The organism is Veillonella sp. CHU732, from assembly GCF_003992085.1.
Taxonomy (GTDB): domain Bacteria; phylum Bacillota; class Negativicutes; order Veillonellales; family Veillonellaceae; genus F0422.
In genome coordinates this window covers 29,037-53,017 of record NZ_RQVC01000003.1, presented here as the reverse complement: position 1 = coordinate 53,017, position 23,981 = coordinate 29,037, and the positions used below count along the sequence as shown (strand labels likewise).

8 protein-coding genes are annotated in these 23,981 nt (G+C 39.5%); all 8 read right to left on the bottom strand.

Going from position 1 to position 23,981, the window contains the following annotated elements; translation table 11 throughout:
- Positions 1-208: 208 nt before the first annotated feature.
- Entirely contained in the window at positions 209-4,021 is a 3,813-nt protein-coding gene (locus tag EO121_RS01940) for a YadA-like family protein (RefSeq protein WP_164725827.1), read from the bottom strand.
- Positions 4,022-4,376: 355 nt separating this feature from the next.
- On the bottom strand, positions 4,377-15,986 hold the full coding sequence (locus EO121_RS01935; RefSeq protein WP_127165623.1) for an ESPR-type extended signal peptide-containing protein: 11,610 nt from the start codon (positions 15,984-15,986) through the stop codon (positions 4,377-4,379).
- A gap of 658 nt (positions 15,987-16,644) precedes the next feature.
- Positions 16,645-17,652: a galactose/methyl galactoside ABC transporter permease MglC gene (mglC, locus tag EO121_RS01930; RefSeq protein ID WP_127161263.1), complete on the bottom strand. Its 1,008-nt coding sequence runs from the start codon at positions 17,650-17,652 to the stop codon at positions 16,645-16,647.
- Between the two features lie 10 nt (positions 17,653-17,662).
- Positions 17,663-19,174 carry a sugar ABC transporter ATP-binding protein gene (locus tag EO121_RS01925; protein ID WP_127161262.1) on the bottom strand — a complete coding sequence of 504 codons (1,512 nt, stop codon included), beginning with the start codon at positions 19,172-19,174 and terminating at the stop codon, positions 17,663-17,665.
- 60 nt (positions 19,175-19,234) lie between these two features.
- A complete protein-coding gene (locus tag EO121_RS01920) occupies positions 19,235-20,269 on the bottom strand; it encodes a galactose ABC transporter substrate-binding protein (RefSeq protein ID WP_127165622.1) in 1,035 nt (344 codons plus the stop codon).
- 62 nt (positions 20,270-20,331) lie between these two features.
- Positions 20,332-21,495, bottom strand: coding sequence for an ROK family transcriptional regulator (locus EO121_RS01915; protein ID WP_240629374.1), 1,164 nt, complete (start codon positions 21,493-21,495; stop codon positions 20,332-20,334).
- Positions 21,496-21,508: 13 nt separating this feature from the next.
- Positions 21,509-22,663 carry a galactokinase gene (locus EO121_RS01910; RefSeq protein WP_127165620.1) on the bottom strand — a complete coding sequence of 385 codons (1,155 nt, stop codon included), beginning with the start codon at positions 22,661-22,663 and terminating at the stop codon, positions 21,509-21,511.
- A complete protein-coding gene (galT, locus tag EO121_RS01905) occupies positions 22,656-23,642 on the bottom strand; it encodes a galactose-1-phosphate uridylyltransferase (RefSeq protein ID WP_127165618.1) in 987 nt (328 codons plus the stop codon). Before galT ends, EO121_RS01910 begins: the two co-directional genes overlap by 8 nt.
- Positions 23,643-23,981: the final 339 nt, after the last annotated feature.

Here is a 23,981-nt window from a genome sequence, read left to right as displayed (position 1 = left end):
ATACAGCAACAGAGGCAGGTTGATTCGCTCAACTTGCCTCTGTTGCTTTTCATGCATAATACAATATAAACGCAATCTACTATATCAGTTTTCACAACCAGTAATAGTATATGTAAATATGAGAAGAAATAACCTGTACTAATATCCCAATATATAATAGATTTAAATACCTGTTCAAAATAGAAAAGGGTCCCGAAGGACCCTTTTATCATTTACGAACCATAGCTCGCAATTCTTGCATTTGTTCTTGCAATACGGCAATGTCTTGTCGTAGATTATTATTTTCTTGTGTCAATACTGTAATCTCACGGCCATAGGCTTCTTTCATAGCCACCATTTCATCATGTAACACTAGTACAGAGGAAATAGGACCATTGCGATAGCGTTCTGGCACTGCTTTTTTCTCTGGACTATTACCAAATTTAAAGGTAGCTCCACCATTGATCATCGTACCACCACGAACCATGGATACACCAGCATGGAACATAGTTGATTCTTTTGTATAATGGGCAATACCGATAGCAAAGGCATTCACATTTTTATAGTGACCAATACCGGCCATAAATTGAGTTGGTTCTAGTGGATCGTATTGAATTGGTTTTAATGCCGACAAAGCAGCACCTAAGGCATCACCATCACGACTTTCCTTGCGTAACTCTTGTAGATTATTACCAAGCTCATCGATTTGATGTTCTAATTTTTCATACTCTTGAGTATTAACTTTGGTTCCACCCTCTAAAGCTTTTCGGAAATCATCTTCTGTTTTATTTTCATTACCTTTGATTTCTTTCCAATATTCATACGCAGATTTACCATTTGCGCCATCTTTACCGGCAGTGCCCGCATCCCCTTTATCTCCTTTAGGACCTGTTACTCCAGTTTCACCTTTTGGTCCTACTGCTCCAGTTTCACCTTTTTCACCTTTAGCTCCTGTAGCACCAGTTTCACCTTTTTCGCCTTTAAGGGATGCTAAGTATTCTGTTTCACTCTTACCTGCATGACCTTCTTGATTTTTCCATACTTCATAAGCAGATTTACCATTCTCACCTTTAGGACCTACTTCACCTTGTGGACCTTGTGGACCTGCTGCACCATCTCTACCTGGTTGACCTTGTGCTCCAGTTTCTCCTTTTTCACCTTTAGCTCCTGTAGCACCAGTTTCACCTTTTTCACCCGGTAAACCTCGTTCACCTTGTACACCTGGATCACCTTTAGGCCCTTGATCGCCTTTAGGTCCTGGATCGCCTTTATCTCCTTTGAAGTCAGGGTCCCCTTTCAACTCAGTCTTGTTCAAACTAAGTGTATATGTTTTACCGTATTCTCCGCCTTCTTTTTCAGTGATTTTAATACCTGATTCAGCTTTTAATACATCCTTCAAAGAAGCGACTGTCAATACAGGGCTTATAGTGGATGTTGCACCATCACCTTTACCACCCGTTGTTAACGTCAACTGTCCTTTATCATTACTGCCTAAGGAAATATTCATCACAGGGTTATCAAAATGTACTCCGGTGAAAGTAGGTGCTTTTAGCATACCGATTCGCAAGATAGAAGACGTTGGATCTTTGTAAGTAATCAAGTTATCAGAGCTATATAAAGTTGGCGCTGCATACTCACTTTTACCATCAGGAGCTTTAGCACCTGCTTGTGGAGCGACTCCATACACAGTGTTTACCTTACCTTGGATTTTAATTTCTTTATCCCCCGGCGTATATACACGTGTATCCGGTGTAGCGTCAGATACAGTACCATCTGCCTTAAACGGCACATCATTACCTGCCAAGATTGTATTGCGTTTTTCTAAGGCTTTTAATTGAGCTACATTGACTGCATCTGTATCTTCTGCACCTGCTGCTACATTGATAATTTGACGAGTTACACGATATTCTGGACGACTATTACCTACTGATAAGGCTGAACGATTGGCTTTCCATGTACTTGTCAGCATATCTCTAGCTTGTCCATATAAAACCTTCGCCTTATCTAATCGTTCTTTTACCGCATATCGATTACCTGCTGGAGCATTAGCATACTCATTTTCTAGTTCTGTTACTTTTGCTTTTGCAGCTATCACATTAGGATCTGTTTCAACCTCTGCATTCTCTGCCTCTTCATTAACAAAATGAGGCCCATGCAAAGAAGGGTCATATCCTTGGTTAGACGGAGAGTCTACTCCCCGATTAGCATATGTTCCTGAACCTAATGCTATACCAGTTCTTACATCTGTATATGCCCTTTCCCCAATACTGATACCCGAAGTTGCTGTGATTCCCGTTTCTTTATTTCCTACTTTTGTACCCGCACCAATAGCAATGGTAGAAGTTCCATTAGCCACACTCATTGCCCCTACAGCAATGGCTGATGTATCTCTTGCTTCAGCACTATAACCTACTGCCACAGTTTGTTTATAAATTGTGATTGAAGAATCACCTATCGCTACACTTTCCATGGCACTAGTAGATCCTCGACCAACAGCTACACTATTCAACCCTTTAGCATGAGAAGATCCACCCACTGCTACTGAATCTTCCGAAGCTTTAGAGCGAGCACCTACAGCAAGACTAAAGTTTCCAGAGGTAATTGCATTTTCTCCAATATTAACACTATACTTGCCAGCACTTCTAATACCAAACCCAATTGCCACGGTATTTTCAGAGTCATTACCTATATTAGTACCACGACCTATCGCAATACTATTTAATGCATGTGCTGCTGCTCTTGGGCCAATAGCAATAGCACCTTCTTGGGTAGCACCGTCATTATTTTCATTACTATCTACACCAAGGTCTCGACTTTTAATGGAAATATACCGCGGTTTTTCTCGTTCTAGTCGATTACGAAGCACGCGGAGCTGCCCTACAGTAGCCGCATCTGTATCTTCAAACCCCGCTGCCACATTCGTTATTTGACGGGTATGCTGGATTCCATCTTTTAGACCACCTACAGACACCGCCCCATCCGTAGCATTCCAAGCACTACTTATAGCATCATTACCCGCTTTATTAGCTTCTTCTATCGCTGCTGCATAAGCCTTCTCTGCATCGACCAGATCTTGATCTACTTTAGTTTTTTGCGCATTCGCAGTTGCTATAACTGCAGCATCTTTACTTGCTTCCGCTCTTTTAACCTCTTCTTCTGCTTGTAGTACTTTATAATTAGCTTGACGAATTTTTTCATATAAGGCTTCAAGCTTTGGATTATCCGCCCCAGCTTCACCAACTTTATAATGTGTATTACTCATTGGATTATAGCCAATATAACTAGCCGTTTTCCCTGATCTATCTGCAATGGAGTTAACCCCTATAGCGACAGCTCCATCTACTGTAGCTTTAGTTTCTTTACCGATAGCTATACTATTAGTCCCTGTACTTTCACTTTGGAGACCTATGGCCACCGTAGATTCTCCAGTCCCTTTTGACTCTTTACCTATAGCTAAACTATTGGTTCCCACACTTTCACTCTGTGTACCTATAGCTATAGTAGATGCTCCAGTTGCTTTTGATCCTTTTCCTATGGCCGCAGTAGATTCTCCAGTTGCCTTAGCTTCCTTTCCAAAGGCCAAACTATTCGTTCCTATACTTTCACTTTGTGGGCCTATTGCTGCGGAAGATTCTCCGTTAGCTTTCGCTTCTTTACCAAATGCTAAACTATTAGATCCTGCACTTTTACTTTGTGTGCCTATGGCCACCGAAGATTCTCCATTCGCTTTAGCTTCTTTTCCTAAAGACAAGCTATTAATCCCTATACTTTCACTTTGATCCCCAATCGCTACAGACGATTCTCCGCTAGCTTTAGAATTTTTACCGATGGCAACAGCATGATTCGCTTCCACTTTAGAAGTATCCCCTATTGCGATGGCAGACGCACCATTAACTGACGCTGTGCTTACAATAGCTACAGATTTTTCTCCTGTAACTTGTCCACTCTCTACAAAATGGGAATCTCCCTCTGCATAACCTACTGCATGACTTCCCAACACTAACATACTTGCCACATACACTGCTACTTTTTGTTTCTTCATGTTGTTCCTCTCATCTTCCGATCTAGTCATCTTGCTCGGCTAGGTCTTGTATCAATCAAGTTGAAACAGAATTAATTTTAATTTATTATATACCATTTGTGTATACTATTCAAATTGAATTTTTTAAATTTTATTCATATATGTAACATGTTCACTAGAACATATATAAAAATATTTTTAGAAGTTTCTTTACATTTCTACTCAGTTTAGTTAGGGATAGCAAGCATATAATCCTTCCTATGTTCATATACATGTGATGCTGTATCTGAAATAGGACTAATTTATATGCTCACACACCCACATTATTACTAAGCTTATCCTATTTACACTCAATAACTCAAATGTAATCTTCTTATCATTTTTCACTTAATCGTTTGAATAACTCAGCAATTTGTTCTTGTTGCTTTTCATTTAACTCTTTCAATAGTTCTACCTGTTTTTCTAACCCTTTTATCGTTTTCAACTGTTCCTTTTGTACTCTAGTCTGAGCTTCTAAGGCAGACACTTTGTCTTGTAATGTGTAGGATGCACTGATAGGTCCTTGACGAAATGTGTCTTTTACAGCCGTTTCATCAGCACGTGCGCCGAATTTCCAAGTCACGCTAGCGTTCATCATAGTTTCATCTCCATGACCATTTAAGGATGCTCCTAGGTGGAACATTGTGGATTCGTTTTTGAAATGATTTACGCCCAATGCTAATGCGCTAGAACCTTTATAATGTCCTACGCCTGCAGAAATTTGAGTTGGCTCTAATGGATCGTACTGAATGGTCTGTAATCCTGCTAAGGCTGCTGCTTGTGCACCTATACGATTCATACGGTTATTCACATTCATCACCGCATTAGATACGCCTTTCAACTGAGATACATTAACCGCATCTGTATCAAGGACACCTGGTGCCACATTTGCCATCACTTGACCACCTGCAGAAATACCAGATTTCATCACTGGATTTCCATTTGCATCTACCATTGGTTTTTTTGTATTAGGGTCAACCACGATTGTTGGAGAACCGAAGGATACTACTTTCGTAGGATCTACTACTTCTCTACCATCTTTATCAATGATAGGGTTACCATTCACATCTCTTACTTTAGCCGTTTCCGGAGTTACCACCAATCCATCTGGAGTAAATGCAGTAGATTGTGCCGGTTTCACTGGTTCAGGTTTTGCATCAGCTTTTGGTTTACCATTTTCTAGGTTATCAGCTTTATAGTATTTACCATCCACTAATACTAACGGATTACCTTTTTCATCCTTAGGTGTAGGCGTGTTGAAAGTCAATCCTGTGCCAGTCAATCTAGATGTAGGACCTTCTTGGATTCTATCATTAGACACTGGATTCAATGGTTTAGCTTCTGTAGCAGGTTGACCATTAGTCACCAATTTACCAGTAGTATCTTTGATGGTACCTGCTGGATATGGTTTTCCATCAATGATGACAGTACCTTCAGGATATACTTTACCTTCTTTAACAACCGCTTTTTCAGGATAGTATTTACCATCTACTACTTTCAATGGGTTGCCTGCTTTGTCAGTTTTGCTTTCAAAGTTAGCACTGTTCAATTTTTCTAAGTCTTTCGCTAATTGAACGGACAATTTACCATCTGTATTGAATACGCCGATGTTGCCTGTTGTTGTAGCATCTTTCGCTACTGGTTTACCAGTATCTTCACGGTTGCCACCAGTCAATTGTACAGTAGAGTTCAATGGTTTGCTGATAGATTCGCCGTCATCACCTTGGAAACGAAGTCCGTCGTCCATAGTCGCAACGTCACGAAGTTTACCATCTGTACCAGTGTATTGGATACGATCCATAGTTGGTGCGTCTACAATTGGAGATTTACCTGCTTTTGGTGTCACTACTGTTTTACCATCTTTAGTTTCTACAGTCACATCTGCTGGAACATACCATTTGCCGTCATTGGCACGAACTGCATCTTTCGGTGTGTCGTTCAAATCAGCTGGAGCTTTGCCTGTAGAAATATCTACTTTAGAAGCATCTTTACCATCTTTGTCAGTACCAGTATTATTCAATGTCAATGTACCTTTGCCATCTTTCGCTGTCGCAGACACGCCATCTTTACCAGCTGCATTTTTCACGATCATAGCACCATCTTTGGCCGGTGTTACATCCGCTTTTGGTACTGGTTTTGCATTGGCTTTTGGTTGTTTTGTCACTGGATCAATGTCGGATTCTTTGTAGTAGTAATCATCACCAACTTTCACAAGGTTGTTACCATTTTTGTCAACTGCTGTACCACCGGCTGTGACAGAGTCAATTTTTAGATTTCTATTTACATCTACTTTGATAAAAGTAGTTTCCTCCTTAATACCATCTTCATTAACTCCATCTACAGTTACCATAGATACATTCGTATTGGCACCATCTGCGAATTTCACATGATCATTAGGATTCACTTTATCATAAGCTTTTGTTTCTTTACTGAAATCTTTATTAGTCGATCCAAGGCCTATATTCCACCCCGATGCTTGAATCGCATTAGCAACGGTATTACCAGTTACAACACCAGAACCAGTATTAGTAATTGTATCCTCCTTAGGGTTAATATGTAATGGAGCACCTACTAAATTTCCATGTTCATCTTTGTTAATACTTGCCACTCTATCATCTTTATCTAGCTTATAAAAATGATTTCCAACTCTAAGAGCTCTAGTTCTCTTACCATCTGCGTGAGTGATTGTTACTTTATTCGTAACTTCTCCCTCTTTGATACCTACCGTAATTTCACGAGTACCATCTGCCAATGTTTTACCAGTAATTTCAATACCATTACTGCCTTTAAAGTCCACTACATTAGCATTTTTCACCACGTCTTTGTAATTATTGCCATCTTTGGCAGATACAACCCAGCCCATATTTTGTAAGTCACCTACTGTAGCTGCTGCGTTTTTATTCACAGGCGCATCGACTGTACCTTCCAAATCAACTAAATTTGCTGGTGTTGTGTTAGGAGTAGCACCTGGCGCTGTACCTGTTGGTGTAGTATCTACAGTTTTAGTATTCAACGTGGAACCTACACCTGTAATTTGTGTTGGTTTGCCATCCTTAGATGTGACATTTAATGCGGAAGATGGTTGTGCATCTGATGCATTATTCGCAGCTGGTTTCGCCGCTTCTGCTTTCATCGTCACAGGGCTCACTGGTGTAACAGGTGTTGTTGTTACATCCACTGGTGTTGCACCTGGTTTTGGAGCGCCATTCACTACATCAGCTGGTTTGTAATAGTTGTCGCCCACTTTCGTGTACGTATTACCTTTCCCATCTGTATAGGTATTTGGGCTGCCTACGTTCAATGTGCCTGTATCCACATTGGTGAAAGTCACATTATCCTTTGTAGCGTATGTAATTTTACCATTTGCATCCTGCTTCACAGTCAAGTTATTGCCTGCTACCATTTCCACAGTATTGCTTGGTTTAATTAACTCCCCATCATCCTTAGTTCCAGTAAGTTTTTCTCCCCCCTCAGCAGATGTTTTTAAGTTGAATCCTGCATTGTTAATCGCTTCCGCTACATTTTGTACGGTAGCCACTTTGTTCAATCCTGCCTCATCATGAGCTTTTTGAGCTGCGTCTACTGGTGTTTGTTTAGCTGCTACATCAGCTTTCTTATCTGCCACAGCTTGTTGTAATGCTGGGTCCTTCGGATTAGCTGCTAATGCTTTTTCTGCGTCTTTTAAAGCTTCTCGTGCTGCAGACAAGTCTTTTTCAGCAGCTGCTAAGGTTTCTTTTAATTGTTTAGCTGTAGCTGGATCTGCAGGTGTAGCAATAGCTCCTGTTTCCTTATTATCCGTACCTACTACTGGTTTCATTTCACCTGTAGTTACTTTTACACCATTTTCATCAACTGTTACAGAACCATTAGCTGCTTTTACATTAAATGTAACATCACTTGCCGTGTTACCCTCACGAGTTGTTACCACCGCTGTAGTACCACGACCATTGACAAAGTTCACTGTATCATATGGCTTTACAAAATCACGAGATTCTCCATTATTTTGTAAATTCCAACCTGCATTTAATACATCGGACACTGTGGCTGCATTGTTACCAATATACTTCGGATTAGTTTGTCCATCTTTTGTTTTTGGATTTGCTAATGCTGTAGCTTCTTCTGCTGTTAATGGCGCTTTGTTGATATTTTCTACATTACCTGTTTTTTCTGTACCATCAGGATTTGTAATTGTTTTGGATCCATCATTTACATTTGGAATATTGTTCTTCACATTTTTCAATGTAGTCGGACTAGTTGTACCTTCTGGTCCATTGATAGATGTAACCACATCACCTTTTGGAACTTCTGCACCAGATCCATCTGGATTTTCAAAGAATTTAAGTTCTTCTTTTCCAGTATCTGGATTAGTAACCATCTTAGGATATACTTTTGTTCCATCTGCTTTAGTATAGTTCACAGGTGTTACAGAGTTATTCGTAGATACTTGGTCATCTACTTTTACAGTGATGGTACGAACACCATCCACCGTTTTACCAGATACGATGGCTGTACCTTCGCCTACAAATTTCACTTCGTTTGCATTTTTCACGGTATCTGTATAGGCCTTATCTGTTTCCCCTGTTGTTTTGTCAGCAGATACAATCCAACCCATGTTACGCAAATCGCCTACCGTAGCAGCTGTATTATCGCTTACTTTTGGTTTTGAACCATCTATTGGAGTCGATAAATCGACTAAACCATGGTTCGCTTTTGTAGAACCTGGAACTTCTTTTCCATCTACTGTATCACCATATTTGTGTAAACCAGATGTTACATTTCCTAATTGTGTAGGATCTGTTGTCTTCTTATTTGGTTCAGCATCTGTATTTTTAACATTTGGGTTCACCAAAGAAGAGGTTAATGGGTTCGCAGTTGTATCAATTGGTTTGATAACATTTCCATTTTCATCCACAGGTTTACCATCTTTATTCACTTTCGTACTTGGTTTACCATTTGCATCAATTGGTTGACCTTTATCATTCACTGTATAATAATCATCTCCAATTTTAGATACTGGTGTACCATCTGCTGTAGTGTATGTTACCGGTAAACCTGTTACATTGTAGGTAACATTGCTTGTGGTTCCATCTTCAGATGTGGTCACCACAGCTGTCGTATTCACACCATTTACAAAGTTTACAGTATCGAATGGTTTTACGAAGTCTTTTGCAGTGCCGTTATTTTGTAAGTTCCAACCTGCATTTAATACATCGGACACTGTAGCTGCATTGTTACCAATATACTTAGGATTTGTTTGTCCATCTTTTGTTTTTGGATTTGCCAATGCGGCTGCTTCTTCCGCTGTTAATGGCGCTTTGTTGATGTTTTCTACATCTCCTGTTTTTTCTATACCATCAGGATTTGTAATTGTTTTGAATCCATCATTCACATTTGGAATGTTATTTTTAACATTGCTTAAGGATGTTGGACTTGTTGTTCCTTTTGGTCCATTGATAGTCGTTTTTACTGGACCTGTTACATCCGCTCCTTTTCCATCTGGTTTTGTATTAAAGATTTGGTTACCATCTTTATCTTTCTTACCAGTTGGATATACTTGGTTGCCATCTTTATCTGTATATACCACAGGTGTTACAGCATTGTTCGTAGACGTTTGGTCATCCACTTTCACAGTAATAGTACGCACACCATCCACTGTATCACCAGATACGATGGCAGTACCTGCACCTACGAATTTCACTTCGTTCGCATTTTTCACTGTATCAGAGTACACATTAGTCAAATCACCGGTCTTTTTATCGGCAGATACAATCCATCCCATATTGCGTAGGTCACCTACAGTAGCGGCTGTATTGTCGCTCACTTTTGGTTGTCCATTTTCTGGTTTGGATAAATCAACTAAGCCACGGTTTTTACCTGTTGTACCTGGTACATTATCTCCATATGTATCTAAGCCAGATGTTACATTAGTCACTTTCACTGGAGACGTACCATTAGGACCAGACACTTTCAAGTCTCCCGCATCTGTTTTAGACAACTTAGGACCTTGATCTCCACCTACTTGTACTGTATCAAAAGATACATCATTTTTAGTGGTAAATGTAAATTTACTACCATCTTGTGTAATCTTGATGTTTTTATCCGCTTCAAAAGTAACTTTGTCGCCTGATTTAACAAGTTGATTAGTGGCTTCTTTTCCTAATTCTCCATCATTTGTTTTCGCAGATGTAGCCGTCCATGCTGCATTGTTGATAGCATTAACAACATTACCTACCGTAGCGACTTTATTTTCATCACCATTATTGGCTTCCACAGTACCTGGTTTGTCACCTGTAGTAACATTATTGATCGTACCTGTGTTAACTTTCACACCTGCATCATCAACAACTAAAGAACTATCTGCTGGTTTTACAGAAATTGTATTTCCTGTATCATCCTTTTGTAAGCCCTTGCCAAGATTTACACTATATTTTACAGTAGATATTTTGCCATCTGTACTTGCCACTGTTGCGGTTGTCCCCTCGCCATCGATGAAGTTTACAGTATCATATGCTTTTACGAAATCTACTTCAGTTCCATTGCCTTGTAAATTCCAACCAGCATTCAATACATCAGATACTGTAGCGGCATTGTTAGGATTCACATAATCATTGCCAGCTGTATTCGTTGTATTTGGTGCTGCTTGAGCTGTGGTAGCATTACTTGGACCTGTTGTAGCATCGTTATTCTTCGTATCAGGAAGATTAGCTTTTACGTTGGACAATGTGGTTGGAGTAGTTGTTCCTTTTGGCCCGTTCACAGAGGTAATAACTTCTGTGCTTGGAATTTCTTTACCCGTACCATCTGAATTTTCAAAGAATTTAACTGTCTTAGTTCCATCTCCATTATCTACTTCTTGCGGATACACTTTAGTACCATCTGCTTTTGTGTAATTCACAGGAGTTACAGTTTTATTGATACCTGTTTGATTATCTACTTTTACAGTGATGGTACGAACATTACCCTCTGTTTTACCAGATACAATAGCACTACCTTCACCGACAAATCGCACTTCATTGGCATTTTTTACTGCCTCAGAATATGCAGTGGCAGTTGTTATTCCATTAGCGCCTGTTGTTTTATCGGAGGACACAATCCAACCCATGTTGCGCAAATCGCCTACAGTAGCAGCATTTGTATTCGCTACAGAATTATCATTAAGATTACGCAAACTATTTTTAGCTAGTTGTACACCATTTACTTTAGGGTCTGTATAGTTAACTAAATTACTTGTTACACTAGTAATTGGGTTCCCACCATTATCCAAACCATTATTAGTTAAAGATACTGGTTGTTTACCATTAGTAGCAGGTGTAATTGTCACGCCATCACTATTGATTACAGTTTTATCACCAGCTTGGTTTTTAAATTCAGCACTTGTTAGACCAGTTAATTCTTTTTGTAAAGAATAGATAAAGTTTTTACCATCTTGTTTAACGGCTAAATTGTCACCAGCTTTGAAAGTTACTGTATTACCTGCTTTGATCAACTCTGTAGCAGCACCAGACACAATACCAGAGCCATCTTTATCTGCTGTCGCTTTCCAACCCATTTCTGTTAAGGTATTCACCAATTGATCAGCAGTCACCAATTTGCCATTTGTCGTATCCGCTGTTGGCACGCCATCAGCTCCTGTTGTTAGGCTTGCTGTTTTTGGTTTTAATGTGATCGTATCCTCTGCTGCACTCACTTCTAGCAAAGTACCATCGCTAGATTTAACAGTGAAAGCAATCCCATTTTCTTTGTTTAATGCTTGTTTCTTAGTTTCTGTAGCAGCATTATCATCTGTTTGGCCTTTTAATTGGATAGTATTATTGGCTAGTTTATGGAATTGACTACCGTTAATAGCATCTTTGGAATCTGCAGAAACATCTCCATCTTTTACATTTGTAACTTTCACTGGATCTGTACCATTAGGGCCAGATACTTTAAGGTCTCCCGCATCAGATTTACTTAATTTAGGGCCTTGATCTCCACCTACTTGTACAGTATCGAAAGATACATTATCTTTTGTAGCAAAGGTAAATTTACTACCTGCTTGTGTAATCTTAATATTTTTATCTGCTTCAAAAGTAACTTTGTCTCCTGCTTTCACAGATTGATCTGTTGGTGCTGCACCTAACTCACCTGCTGATGTTGCTGCAGATGTTGCTGTCCATGCTGCACTATTTACAGCATTGACTACAGAATCTACAGTAGCCACTTTACCAGTATCGCCATCTTTTACTTTCACAGTACCAGGGTTAGTACCAGTAGTAACAGATTCAATTTCACCAGTATTTACTTTTAAACCCTTTTCATCAGTAGTTAACGTTTTATCTCCAGCTTTGACCTTTAAGCCCGCATCAGTTACTTCTAAGGATTTATCAGCTGTATTGACGGTTAAACCAGCATCCGTTGTTTTTAATGACTTATCTCCTGGGTTTACCTTAACTCCATCTGTTCCTACGGTTAAAGATTTGTCAGCTGCGGTCACAGTAATTTTGTTGGTCGCATCATCTTTTTTCAAGCCATCGCCAAGGTTTACGCTGTATTTCACAGTAGATGTTTTACCATCTGTACTTTCCACAGTAGCTGTCGTGCCATCTCCATTGACAAAGTTCACTGTATCATAAGGCTTCACGAAATCTACAGCTTTATTATTACCTTGTAAATTCCAACCAGCATTCAACACGTCAGATACAGTAGCTGCATTGGTCGGATTCACTTGATTAGTAGTGTTTCCTAATGTTGGCGCCGCTTGAGATGTAGTGGCATTACTTGCTCCTGTAGTAGCATCGTTATTTTTAGTACTCGGTAAATTACCTGCCACATTAGAAATCGCATTACCGCCATTATTCAAGCCTGTCGTCGTTAACGAAACAGGTTGTTTCCCCGCAGTTACTGGAGTGACTGTCACTCCAGCACCATTGATATCAGTCGTATCGCCTGCATCATTTTTAAACTGAGCGCTTTTTAATCTCGTTAATTCTGGATTCAAGGAATAGGTGAATTTAGACGTCACACGTGTTCCAGTTTGACGGTCCGGATTATCTGGATCTTCATAGACTGGTCTAGATGCATCTTCTTGATGTAACACCAAATTATCGCCTACACGAATTTTTACTTCATCACTAAGGCGAATCTTATCGATATTGCCTGTAGCTGTTCCAGGGTTTTCTCGTGTTGTTGTTTTACCATCCGCAGAATGTACTTCAGTTCCTTTTGTAGCTAGCGCTCCATTTAATTTCAATACACCAGAGCTAGTTTTATCTTTTTCAGCTTCTACAGCCCAACCACTGGACATTCGTTTTGTAACAGAATTCAACTGAGAACCATTGATAGCGTCTGTAGAATCATCGGCAATTCGGCCAGCTGCTACATTTTTCAATTGTCGCTCTGCCCCTGGTGAACCAAAAGAAACTACGTCACCTTCAGAAGTATTTGTGCCACCTGCCCAATAGAATGTATAAGCTACTTTTTTACTATCAAAGGGTACAATTTTACCTTCATTATCATAAGAAATATCTGTTTGACGAGTACCAATGGAATTCATATCAGCTCTAGATCCAGTTCCGATAGCTACCCCATTTTGTAACTCAGAAATAGCCCCTGTACCTAAAGCTACACCACCTAATTTTGTCACACGAGCACCTGTACCAATCGCCGTTCCTAAATCTCCAGTAGATAAGGAATGTACCCCCATAGAAATAGATCCATGACCATTTTTATTTGTTGTTGAGGAATAATCTAATGTAGTTGTATTTAAGGTGCCTCCATTTGTTAACTCTCCATAAGCTTGTTGGATTGTACCACTAGTGTTCTCCATTTCTACCGAGCGGATGGTTCGTTCAATTTGTTCTCCGCCAATGGTCTCTGTTTTTTTAGTGGATTTGATAATCGTGTGGCCTTGTGCATCTTTTTTCTCTTTTTGATAGTTCACAGTTTGTGCAGCTACCTTAGTAATTTCGGAACCACCAATCATAATAGAGGAATCACCTTGTGCCTGTGTTCCTAAGCCCATAGCAATAGCACCTTGCTCACCAGAAGCAACAGCACCTTGACCTACCGCAATATCTGCCACTTTTTTAGCTTTTGCCAATTGACCTACGGCTACAGAAGCTTCAACTGCTTGGGACTCATCACCAACAGCAACGGCAGAACCTTTTGATACTGATTTATTACCCACAGCAACAGCATTTACATCTGCTTGAGAACTATAACCAAAAGCTACTGCAGACTCCTTTGCTCGTGCAGCTGTACCAGCCGCTACTGCATAATTACCTCGTGCTTCCGATCCCATACCAATAGCGACTGCCGCCTCTGCATTCGCCACTACAGAAGCACCAGAACCAATAGCTGTGGCACCAAAGGCACCTTTACGAACAATGGAATTCGTACCGATGGCCACCCCTAATGGTGTCGTGGAGTGGGCCTGCATGCCGATAACTGTAGACCCATCTTGACCATAGCTAGCACGCCAAGCTCTATCTAAACCTACACCTACAAGCTCCTTATATTTATCGGCAATCGTAATAGGTTGTCCATTTTTTCCTGTCCCTGGAGTTACCTCAGCATTATAATCATTGACGCCTTTAGCCTCTCCACTATCAGGATTTTTGGCTTTAAAATATTTCTTTTGGTCATAGGCTTGAATATCATTACCACCGATAACGATAGAACCCATACCGGCTACAGATTGCGCACCAATGGCTACTGATTGGTCACCAATGGCACGGGTGTTACGGCCTAAGGCTGTACCTTCATTAATATCTACGCCTTGAAACGAAAAGAACCCTTCTGACTGGGCCTTTCCTGTTTTTTTGAAATAATCCAATTTACTGGTAGTCCCACCAAAAGCTTTCACCAATACAGTTGCATTATCATCTGCATCTGTACCAACGCCAAGAGGGTTTCCATCATCCCCTACGGAGCGATACCCTACCCCTGCACCAGCACCGACCGCAACTGAATTGTTAACGGCAGTATTATCCTTATTAAGTCCTGTATAGGCATTTGTACCAATAGCTACACTACCGTCATCTCCCCGTCTTCCCGTACTAGCATCATCTTTTTCATGACCATTTCTATTACTTCCCGCCATGGCTTTAAAGCCAATGGCAACACTACGTCCCCCACCTTGGTCACGGCTTTTTGCATCCTTACCAATGATGATATCTCCCACTTGTTTGGCAGTTGCTGAGTTACCAATTGCTATTGTATCAGCTGCTTTTGCATATGCTTGCGCTCCCAAGGCTAAGACTCCTTCTTGTTCTGCCTTCGCTGAGTTACCTATAGCAATTGTATTTTTAGCAGTAGCTCTAGCCTCATATCCTAAAGCTGTAGCTCCTTCTTGATTCGCAAAAGCTTTTCCACCGACCGCTGTGGTGAACTTATTCATTGATGTTGTACTACTACCCAAGGCAACACTGAATTCATTCGATGCATTTGCAGCATTACCGATAGCAATGGAATTCTCACCACTTGCTTGACTTCTGGAGCCTACTGCCACTGCTTGCTTATTAGTTGCATTAGTTTGTAACCCAATAGCAACTGACCAGTTACCAGTAGATTTAGATCCAAAACCTAAGGCAATTGCACTGTCTTCTGTAGATTTTGCTCCTTTACCTATGGCCACACCATTGTTCTTCTCAGCTTTTGTTTCTTGCCCCAAGGCTACAGCACCAGAAGCACTAGCTGTAGCCGTTTTCCCCAAGGCCACAGCACCAGATCCCCCTGCAGTCGATTGCTCTCCAAAAGCAACACTCTCATTTCCCCCTGTGCCTGCCTGATTTATAGTCGCACTGACTGTACTTGTCATCACTGAACTCACCGCCATAGCCATAGCAGCAGAGCTAATGACAATAGCTTTCGCCTTATTGCGACCTACTCGTTTTGCTAGTTCTGATACAACAATATAACAACCTTTTGTTTTACTCCAAACAACTTTATAAATATGATTCAATGACATATAGCCACTCTCCTTTATTAAAACTATCAATACCAGAGTAGATAATAGATACCATTTTTGTATACAAACCTTTATAAAAAAACGACTATAACTCGATCTGTGATGAAGCTATAGTCGGTTAATACATAAGTTTACTTATATTTATAAATTTATAAAGGTCTTGCATTTCTTACTTTATCTATATTTAATTTTTGTTATCCTTATTATATATTCCACTTTTGATTTTTTTCAATACAAATTATCTTGATATTCAAAATTGGTATAATTACATATTTAAACAATATATACAATACCCCCCCCCACTTTTTTCAAGTTTGAATACTTATTCACCTTCATTCTAAAAATTATATTCTATTTTTCTATTCATAACATAAACAATTACACCAAACAAAGATATATTCATAATTTATAAAATTCACGAAATATATAATATACAATTCGAATAATTTTTCCAATTGGATAATAATCTACATTTATTTGATTATATACATTTTGTGGAATCTATTTAAAATATCTCCTACAATATTAAATATTACAAAAACTCATTACAAGATACTGTAATGAGTTTCAATCTAAGCTTTCAACATTTGAAGGTAACACAAAACCCCCGACTTTCACAATCCTGTGAAAGCCGAGGGCTAATGAATTCAGTATTCGATTATTTGCGTGCCATAGATTTACGTACGTCGAAGGCAACCGCTACAACAATGATTAAACCTTTGATAATCAACTGCCAGTATGGTCCCATTCCAACGAATGTTAAACCATAGTTAATAACTGTAAAGATCAGCACACCTGCGATGATACCAGGTACAGTACCGATACCACCAGTAATGGATACACCACCTACCACAGAGGCTGCGATAGCATCTAACTCGTACATGTTGCCATAGTTGTTAGTAGCACCACCAGTACGAGCTGCTTCTAGAATACCACCTACACCGTATAAGGCACCAGCAATAACATAGATAATAACAAGTGTTACTGCTACGTTGATACCGGATACGACAGCTGCTTGTGGGTTACCCCCAATGGCAAACATGTTTTTACCAAGAATTGTTTTGTTATATACCACATACATAATTAAAGAAATCACAGCAGCGATAATAACAATATATGGAATCGTCATAAATCCTAGGTCTAAAGAACCTGTACCAATTTGTGTAAACTCTGGACGTAAACCACCAATCGGTTGAGAGTTATTTGGTTCCATATCAAAGTACAAGGAACAAATACCATAGGTAATAACCATGGTACCTAGTGTGGAAATAAATGGTACAATTTTTAAGTACGCCACGATGACACCAGATACTAAACCGATGATAGCACCCACCACGATAGCAATGACGATTGGTAGAATCAATGGTAATTCTGGTAAATGTTCAAAGAATGGACGGGGATAATCTGGCAACTGTGTTAAAGATGCAGATACAACCGCTGTCAAGCCTACTACACGCCCTGCGGACAAGTCACAACCTGCGGTGATCAAAATCATAGCAGAACCTAACGCAATAATAACACGTGGAGAAGATTGAATTAAAATATCACGAAAACTTGTGACGGATAAAAAGTTCGGGCTATACATAGAAATAGCCGCTACTAGTACTACTAGTACCAAATAGATAATATTTTGGGAAAGAAACTTTCCTAACTTACCTTGGCTCATACAATACCTCCTAGACTAAACCAGCTGTTGCTAGTTCCATAATTTTTTCTTCAGTCGCTTCATGAGCATCTAAAATACCGCTCATATATCCATTACTCATCACCATAATGCGATCACTCATACCCAATAACTCCGGCATTTCTGAGGAAATCATAATGATACTTTTACCAGCACTAGCCAGTTCATTAATAATGGAATAAATTTCATATTTCGCTCCTACATCGATGCCCCGTGTCGGTTCATCTAAGAGTAGGATTTCTGGGTTCGTATTTAACCAACGGGCAATCAATACCTTTTGTTGGTTACCACCAGAAAGACTTTGAATTTTCGTTTCTGTAGACGGTGTTTTCACTCGTAAAGAAGCCACACCATCTTTTGTATCGTCTAGTCGTCTTGCATCATTTAATAGTTTAAACTTGTTTTCATATTTTGGTAGAGCCGCCATCGTTGTATTATCTACAATAGTGAGCATTGGGAAAATTCCTGTAGTACGGCGTTCTTCTGTAAGCAATGCCATACCCAGTTTTTTCGCATCCCGTGGGTGACGAATACGCACTTCTTTATCGTGCAAGTAAATCTTTCCAGATTCAATGCCACGAAGACCGAATAAGGCTTCGATAACCTCTGTTCGCTGCGCCCCTACTAGACCACCTACACCAAGGACTTCACCTTTACGAAGAGAGAAGCTTACATCTTTAAAAGAATGTGGATGAATAGATGTTAATTTTTCTACACGTAATACTTCTTCACTTGGAGTATTTGTTTTTTCAGGGAATAACTGTGTCATTTCACGACCTACCATTCGTTGAATGATAAGATCTGTTGTTAATTCATCAGCATGCCAAGTACCTATATATTGACCATCACGCATAATCGTTACTTCATCAGATATGCGCAGGATTTCTTCCATTTTATGAGAAATATATATAATTGCAACTCCTTTTTTACGCAAGGAGTTAATGATTTTGAAAAGATGTTCTACTTCATCACTCGTTAGGGAAGAGGTAGGTTCATCCATAACAATAATTCTAGATTGGTGAGACACTGCTTTTGCAATCTCAATATTTTGTAGCTTAGAAACAGATAAATCACCAGCTAATTGTTCTGGATCGATATCTACATCGATTTCATTAAACAAGGCTAGTGTGTCTTCTTTCATTTTTTTATGGTCCACAAATGTAAAAGGACCAATTTTTTTGGTTGGGAATCGACCTAACCATAGATTTTCCATAACATTACGCTGTAATACAGGGTATAACTCTTGGTGGATCATGGAAATTCCCATTCCAAGAGCTTTTCGGGAATCTGTCATTTCTACTACTTCGCCATCAATGACCACGTCCCCTTGATCAGGCTTATAAATACCGAACAGGCATTTCATAAGAGTAGACTTTCCCGCGCCATTCTCTCCCATTAGAGCATGTACGGTGCCTGGTCGGACTTTGAAAGTGACATTATCCAAGGCCTTTACGCCAGGAAATTCCTTCGTAATTTGGCGCATTTCTAATATGTACTCGCCCATACATTTTCCTCCTACTAATCAGATAATAAAGGGGGCAAAATGCCCCCTTACTGCATTTTCTTATTTGTCACCTAAAATCTTATCCGCATTTTCTTTTGTTACGATTTCGTAAGGTACCCAAATATATTTACCATCAACAATATCAAAACCTGTATTGTCTTTATTTGGTGTTTCGCCTTTCGCTAACACATAGGAAAGATTAAATACAGCTTGACCTTGTTTTTTAGCATTGTTTAATACTGTACCCAATAATGTGCCGTCTTTCAACGCTTGTACTGCTGGAGTTGTAGCATCAACGCCTACTACTGGAATGTATTTGCCATTTGTGAAGTAGCCTGCTGCTTTCAACGCTTCAATAGCACCTAATGCCATGTCGTCATTGTTACAGATAACAGCATCGATTTTGTCGCCGTAACGGCTCAAGAACGCTGCCATTTTTTCTTGACCTTTAACGCGGTCCCACATACCTGTATCGCTAGCTAACTCTTCTACTTTCATACCTTCTTTTTTAAGGGATTCTACAGAGTATTGTGTACGAAGTACAGCATCTTGGTGACCTGGTTCGCCAGTGATCATAACATAGTGGATAACACCATCATTGCTATGGTATGCTTCAGGATGTTTTTTGAAGTAATCTGCTAAGATTTTACCTTGCATTTCACCACTTTGTTCAGCTTTCGCACCTACATAGTATACTTTATCCCATTTCGCCATATCTTCTTTCAATGGTTCACGGTTCAAGAATACCAACGGAATGTTAGCTGCTTTTGCTTTATCAATGATAACGCCTGCTGCTGTGCGGTCTACCACGTTAACGCCGATTGCTTTGTACTTCTTATTGATGAATAAGTCAATCTTTTCGTTTTGTGTTGGTTGAGAGTTTTGGCTATCTACGATATCCACTTTAGCTTTGTCTTTCGCAGCTTTATCAATTTCTGCACGAACGCCACTCATGAAAGTGTCATCAAATTTGTAAATAGCAACCCCAATTTGAGGTTTGTCACCGCTTGCTCCTTGATCGCTTCCGCAACCACCTAACACAAGTGCACCTACTGCTGCAGATGCAAGCATCGCTGCTTTCCAAGATCGTTTCATAATAATATCCTCCTTTTAGATATCCTATATACCTATAAGACTAGTGTATCTAGTCGTGGTACCTACCGTAACCAAGCTTCTTCAGCTCGTTTTGCACTGACAATATCAATCATCCCTAGCAATGTATAATAGGAACCATTGCCGGAATATTCTAGATTGATTGTATGTGCTTTGTATGAATTGCGTTCTAACACACCTCGAAGAATAGGGTCCATCACTCCTACCGCATTACCCATAGCACTGCTCAAAATAATCCGCTCTGGATTAAATAAGTTTGCAATATTAGCTAAGGCAATGCCTAAATAATGACCTACTCGTGAAAGGGCCTCTAAACACACTTCATCACCTTCTACTGCAGCCTCATAAATAGGCTCTACGCGAAATGCTTTGCTTACAACCAATGGATTATCTTGTACCGATGTGTATCGGCCTTTTTCCATTTGTTCCATCACATAGGTATGGATCGATGTTTCCGATGCAATGTCTTCCAAGCGGACTTCATTTCCCTCTTCATCCAGTCGAATCACACCATATCCAATTTCACCAGCACTATCATTAAAGCCGCGATAGAGTTCACCGTGATAAATCAAGGATATACCAAGTCCATAGCTAAATTTAAGGACGATAAGATTATCCATCTCTTTACCACTGCCATAATAATATTCACCTGTCGATAAACAACGGACATCATTTTCTACATATACGGGCACATGGAATCGTTCTTCTAAGATATATTTGAAAGGAATATTATTCCATTTCCCATTAGGAGAATAAATGGAAATTCCTTTCCCCGAGTCTACCGGACCACGCAATACGAGTCCTATACTTTTAATCTTATAGTCTTCTTTAAAGATATCCTGCATGCCACGATACATATGTTGCATAATTTCATCAGAAGTACAACCGATAATTGATGTTTCTCTTTGATGTAAAATTTGCCGGCCTACCGTCGTCACATAAAACACAATGGCATGTGTTCTTACATGAACGATTAGATAAGTTTCAATATCATGATTAAAGTCTAATAACATTGATGGGCGTCCCAATGCAGACCGTTCTTGGCGATCTTCGTAGACCAATCCTTTCCGAATTAAATTCGTACAAATATTAGTCACTGTGGGAGGCGTTATTTTGGTTTGTCTTGCGATCAATGCCTTCGATACGGGGCCATGACGCCTGATGTAATTCAAAATAATTTCATCATTGCTTATTTGTGGCTTTATCATGATTCTATCTCCTTTACAGCGAATACACCCCATCACCAATATCAGCAATATATAGACTAGGGGTAACACCTATTTGTTTCTCGTACTCTTCTGGAATAGCTCTCATAAAAGCCTCAATATGCTCATCTTTTACAAGGGCAATGGCACAACCACCGAAACCTGCACCTGTCATACGAGATGCAATACAGCCTTCTTGAGATCGTGCTAAATCAACAATCGTATCCAACTCTTTACCTGTTACTTCAAAATCAACCTGTAAGGATCTATGGGATTCATTCAAGCAATGCGCAATGCCTGTTAAGTCAGCGGCTTCCAAAGCTTTCATGAAATCTAATACACGTAAATTTTCAGTGATAACGTGACGAGCTCTACGCATCAACACATCATCAGAAATAAATTCCAAATCATCCAATGTAGCCAATGCCAAGCCAGAGATATCCTTATGCTTGCGGATAATTTCATGAGCTGCATCGCACTGACCTTTACGCTCGTTAAATTTGGAGTCCACAAGACCTCTTTGTTTATTTGTATTCATGATGACAAGGGTATGTCCATGCCAATTTAATGGAACTAGTTTTCGCTCCATTTTTGTGCAATCTAACAAGACACCATGGCCTTCTTTACCGTGTGCGATAGCATACATATCCATAATGCCTACTTTTACACCTACGAAATGGTATTCTACATGCATGGCCATTTTTGCCAGTTCCGTGCGATCAATTGGTGTTAGACCCAGCTCTGAAAGCAACATATAACCAGTTAAATCTAGCATACATGCAGAAGAAGACAAGCCTGCACCAGCTGGCAGATTACCATTAAAATAAATGTCCATACCTGACACTGTGTGACCTTTGTCTTTTAAGAACTGAATCACGCCTAATGGATAGTTGGCCCAATCGTGTTCAATATTATATTGGAAAGGTTCATTTACATCAACCACTACTGTCTTTTCCATATTATCAGAGTGTAGACGTACCTTGCTATCTTCACGTAAACGGATGGCTCCATAAATGCCTACTTTAAGTGCCGCTGGGAATACATGACCACCATTATAGTCTTGATGCTCACCAATCACATTGACACGACCTGGAGCAAAATAACAATGCACATCTCCTGAACCTTCGCCAAAGAAGGACAGAAAACGCTGCTGTAATTCTTCTTTATTCATTTTCTTGTTCAACCTCACTATATAGTTTGCGTAATTCCGGTGCTGTTTCTTCTACAGCACTCGTATTCGCTGCTGCCCATGCTCCCATTTCAGAGGATGCATAGTATTTGATTTTATTTGCTTCTCTGAAAGGAGGATAGAATTGAATATTAAAGTGATAATATTCTTCATGTCCTGCATATTCAGGGCTATTTACAGGATTTTGATGATATACCATCATGTATGGGAATGGCATATTAAATAAACGATCGAAGGCTTCCGTTAATGTTTTTAACATATGCGCCAAATCTTTGGTTTCTTTTTCAGTACAATCTGTGATGTAATTTATGTGACGTTTTGGCACGACAAATACACCATATGGATAATCTGTAAAGAACGGGATATAGGCTAAGAAAGAGTCATTTTCTCCCACAATGCGAGCCTCTTTTTCTTTCTCAACTTGATTCATTTTGCAGAATAAGCATTCACCATGTTCATGATGATGATCTTTCGCACTATCTAGTTCCACTTGTAGCTTCTGCGGTACAAAGGAATAGCCATATAATTGACCATGTGGATGTGGCATTGTCACACCTACAGCTTCCCCTTTATTTTCAAAAGGATAAATATATTTAATTTTTTCATCTTTTGCTAATTCACTATGACGCTCTTTAATAAGGTTTAGTAATTTAACAATATGATCTTCGGATAATTCGTAAAATTTAGCAGTATGCTCCGGAGAATATAAGATAACTTCACATTTCCCATAGTTTTCTTGACTTTTGTAAAAGTCATTACCATCTTCATAAGGAGCCTCTGGCGTTTGCGTTAAGGCTGGAAAGTCGTTATCATATTTCAACACATCATAATCTGCAGGGACTTTTTTATTAATACCTGGGCAGAATGGGCACCAATCCTTTGGCATCGTTGGGCGTGCTTTACGGTTTGAAGCGACCATAGTCCAAGTCCGCAATAAAGGATTCCATCGTAATTCCGACATGGAATACCTCCAATCTATAGCTATATCATGTTAATAAATAAAGATAATTTTTTATATAGTTCTATTCTTTCATATTTTAACATTTTTTTCAATACTTAATTAAATAATAAGTTATATGATTTACTCATAATCTGATGAGCAGCATGATTTTTATCACAATTTTTCTCTTATGAGATACAAAACCGGCGCCACATCCCCCTTCTCTCACTGCATTCTGAATGTTCGTTCAGGGGAATATGGCACCGGTTTCTTATTACTACGGCGTCGATTTATATAAAATTTTAGTACTCCACAGATTATGAGTACATCATATGGGGGCTTATTAGGAAGGGTGGGGGC